Below are 3381 nucleotides of genomic sequence, written 5' to 3' on the forward strand. Positions count from 1 at the left end.
GTGTGTTTCGTGTCGGCCGCCCAAAGCGGCTTTTATGGTGGAGCGTAGGCGGATAATTGCGCTCTGGCAAACTTAGGAAATTCCGGAAAAACCGGCTTCCCTTGCCTTTTCGTTCGCAATCCGCCCAAAAGCTTGTCAAAAATTACCATTGCAGGGAAATTACGTCAATAGTACTGACATAATCTCTCTTTCCCACGGAGAAATAATGACGGATCGAAGCCCAGCCGCCGGAAAACCGATCAGGACCGCAATGTCGGTCGAGGACGGCATCGACTTCGCCATCATCGAGCTGCTCTTCTTTGCCTATCGCGACTTCACCTCCGATCCGGACCAGATCCTGGCCGATTACGGCTTCGGCCGGGCCCACCACCGGGTGCTGCATTTCGTCAACCGCAGGCCGGGCCTGACGGTCGCCGAACTGCTCGACGTGCTGAAGATCACCAAGCAGAGCCTGGCCCGTGTGCTCAAGCAACTGATCGACACCGACCATATCGTGCAGTTGCAAGGTCCGCGCGACCGCCGCCAGCGCGAACTTTATCCGACAGCCAAAGGCCGTGCGCTGGCGCTGGCGCTGGCGCGGCCACAGTCGCGCCGCATCCATGCTGCATTGGGGGATTCCGGAGTAACCGAACGGACCTTGGTGGAACGGTTCCTCGAAGCGATGGTCAATCCGGAACTGAGGGCGCAGATCGACGTTGGGTCCGCAAAAATGTCAGGGAAAAGCCATGGAGAGCACTGAACGGGTCGATCACGCGGCCGCGCCGGACGACGACGCGCCGCATCTGCTTGTCGTCGACGACGACACCCGCATCCGCAATCTTCTCAAGCAGTATCTGACCGAAAATGGCTTTCGCGTCACCGTTGCCGGCAATGCCGGCGAAGCCAGGCGCAAGCTTGCCGGCCTCGACTTCGACCTTCTGGTGCTGGACGTCATGATGCCCGGCGAGACGGGCGTCGACCTGACCAAGTCGCTGCGGGCCGAAAAGAACGTACCGATCCTGATGCTCACAGCGCTGTCGGAGACCGACAGCCGCATCTCAGGGCTGGAGGCTGGCGCCGACGACTATCTGCCAAAGCCGTTCGATCCGCGCGAGCTGATCCTGCGCATCAACAACATCCTGCGCCGCGGTGGCCCGGCGACCACGCCCAAGGTCGAGCAGTTGGTCTTCGGCCCCTACACGTTCCAGATCGCCCGGCGCGAATTGAAGCGTGGCGGCGAGGCGTTGAAGCTGACCGATCGCGAGCAGGAGATCCTGGCGATCTTCGCCGCGCGGGCGGGCGAGACGATACCCCGCCACGAGCTTGTCGGCGACGATTCGGAAGTCGGCGAGCGCACCATCGACGTCCAGATCAACCGGCTGCGCCGCAAGATCGAGCGCGATCCGTCCAATCCGGTCTGGCTCCAGACCGTACGCGGTATTGGGTATCGGCTCAGCGTGGAATAGAATGCCGCCTGCGGCCGGCTGAACGGCTGCGGGCAAGCGAAAAGAGCGAATGGCAACCACGGAACTGGAACAGCCGGGCAATGGCGGCTTGAGCGCACGCGCCGCGCGGACGCTGAAGGCGGTGCCGCGCGCCTGGAACCGCTTCTGGCGCCTCGTCTCGCTCTATATGCCCAAGCGGCTCTATGCCCGCTCGCTGATCATCGTCATCGCGCCGATGATCCTGCTGCAATCGGTCGTCGCCTTCGTCTTCATGGAACGTCACTGGGCAACCGTGACGCAGCGCCTGTCGCAGGCCACCGTGCGCGACATCGCCGCCATCATCGACCTGATCGAGACCTATCCGCGCGATGCCGACTACACCAACATAATCCGCATCGCCCAGGACCGCATGCAGCTGAAGGTCGACCTCTTGCCGCCCGACCCACTCCCCGCGCCCGGTCCAAAGCCGTTTTTCTCGATTTTGGATGATGTTCTCTCGTCCGAGATCACCCGCCAGATCAACCGCCCGTTCTGGATCGACACGGTCGGCAACTCCAACATCGTCGAGGTACGCGTGCAGCTCGAGGGCAAGGTGCTGCGCGTCTTCGTGCGCCGCAGCCAGGCCTATGCCTCTAACACCCACATCTTCCTGATCTGGATGGTCGGCACCTCGCTGGTGCTGTTGATGATCGCCATTCCCTTCCTGCGCAACCAGATCCGGCCGATCCTGATGCTTGCCGAAGCCGCCGAAAGCTTTGGCAAGGGCCGGCCGATGCCGCGCGATTTCCGGCCGCGCGGCGCCGAGGAGGTTCGCCGCGCCGGCTTTGCCTTCATGCAGATGCGCGAGCGCATCGAACGCCAGATCGAACAGCGCACCGCCATGCTGACCGGCGTCAGCCATGACCTCAGAACCATCCTCACTCGCTTCAAGCTGCAGCTGGCGCTTTCCGGCGGCAAGGCCGAGACCAAGGCAGCGCTCGACCAGGACATCGACGACATGCAGTCGATGCTCGAAGGCTATCTGTCCTTTGCCCGCGGCGAAGCTTCGGAAGACGCCGGACGGTTCGATCTCGAGGCCTATTTCGAAAAGCTCGACGAGGAAGCCAGGCTGCGCAAGCGTAAGCTGTCGACGACGCTTGCCGGCGATCACGATGTGCATGTGCGGCCCAATGCCTTTGCCCGGCTGATGTCCAACGTCATCGGCAACGCCTTCCGCTATGCCAAGACGGTGGAGGTCAACGCCACCCATGGCCGCGGCTCGCTGCTGGTCACCATCGACGACGATGGTCCGGGCATTCCCGCCGATCGACGCGAAGACGTGTTCAAGCCTTTCGTGCGGCTCGACGAGGCCCGCAACCTCGATGCCAGCGGCACCGGGCTCGGCCTGTCGATCGCCCGCGACATCGCCCGCTCCCATGGCGGCGACATCACTCTTGAAGACAGCCCGCTCGGCGGACTGCGCGCCATCATCAAGGTTCCGGCATAACCGGGCACGATTGCGAAAAGTGGAAACGGCTTCATCCGCCCGTCATGAAACCATGATCAAGAGCGCGCATGAAGCGCGCGACCTCAATTGATTCGGCCTTGCCGCCTCACTTCGACCCCGTACCTGTCCGGGTGCGCTGGAGCGAAGCGAGAGCAGCAGGCTGGTCGCCGTTCCGGCATCGTCTCAAGGCAACCGTCGACCTTTCAAGCAAAGGGCCGCCATGCGCATACTGATGGTCACCGATGCCTGGCGCCCGCAGGTCAACGGCGTCGTCCACACGCTGGAGCGGCTCACCGAGACGCTGAAGTCCTTCGACGTCGCGGTGGATTTCCTGACGCCCAATATCTTTCGCACCCTGCCCTTGCCGACCTATCCCGACATCAGGCTGGCGCTGACCACGCCCGGCCATGTCGCGCGCCTGATCGACGCCGGCAAGGCCGACCACATCCACATCGTCACCGAAGGCTGTCT

Annotated in this window: 3 protein-coding genes and 1 pseudogene; all 4 read left to right on the forward strand. The window is 62.9% G+C overall.

The window, feature by feature from the left end; genetic code table 11:
• Positions 1–205 precede the first annotated feature (205 nt).
• Entirely contained in the window at positions 206–739 is a 534-nt protein-coding gene (locus EN949_RS33950; protein ID WP_024505623.1) for a MarR family transcriptional regulator, read from the forward strand.
• Positions 726–1445 (forward strand): response regulator transcription factor, encoded by a 720-nt coding sequence (locus EN949_RS33955; protein WP_013530014.1) that lies wholly within the window; start codon positions 726–728, stop codon positions 1443–1445. Before EN949_RS33950 ends, EN949_RS33955 begins: the two co-directional genes overlap by 14 nt.
• A 49-nt stretch (positions 1446–1494) precedes the next feature.
• A complete protein-coding gene (locus tag EN949_RS33960) occupies positions 1495–2910 on the forward strand; it encodes an ATP-binding protein (RefSeq protein WP_013530013.1) in 1416 nt (471 codons plus the stop codon).
• A gap of 220 nt (positions 2911–3130) precedes the next feature.
• Positions 3131–3381, forward strand: a pseudogene (locus EN949_RS33965) (glycosyltransferase family 1 protein); the annotation flags it as partial.

The sequence above is a fragment of the Mesorhizobium sp. M7A.F.Ca.US.007.01.2.1 genome, assembly GCF_003998165.1.
Lineage (GTDB): Bacteria > Pseudomonadota > Alphaproteobacteria > Rhizobiales > Rhizobiaceae > Mesorhizobium > Mesorhizobium ciceri.

Excerpts from the sequence above, each read along its gene's own strand:
- EN949_RS33960 (WP_013530013.1), top strand. The coding sequence starts at position 1,495 with ATGGCAACCACGGAACTGGAACAGCCGGGCAATGGCGGCTTGAGCGCA.
- EN949_RS33950 (WP_024505623.1), top strand. The coding sequence starts at position 206 with ATGACGGATCGAAGCCCAGCCGCCGGAAAACCGATCAGGACCGCAATG.
- EN949_RS33955 (WP_013530014.1), top strand. The coding sequence starts at position 726 with ATGGAGAGCACTGAACGGGTCGATCACGCGGCCGCGCCGGACGACGAC.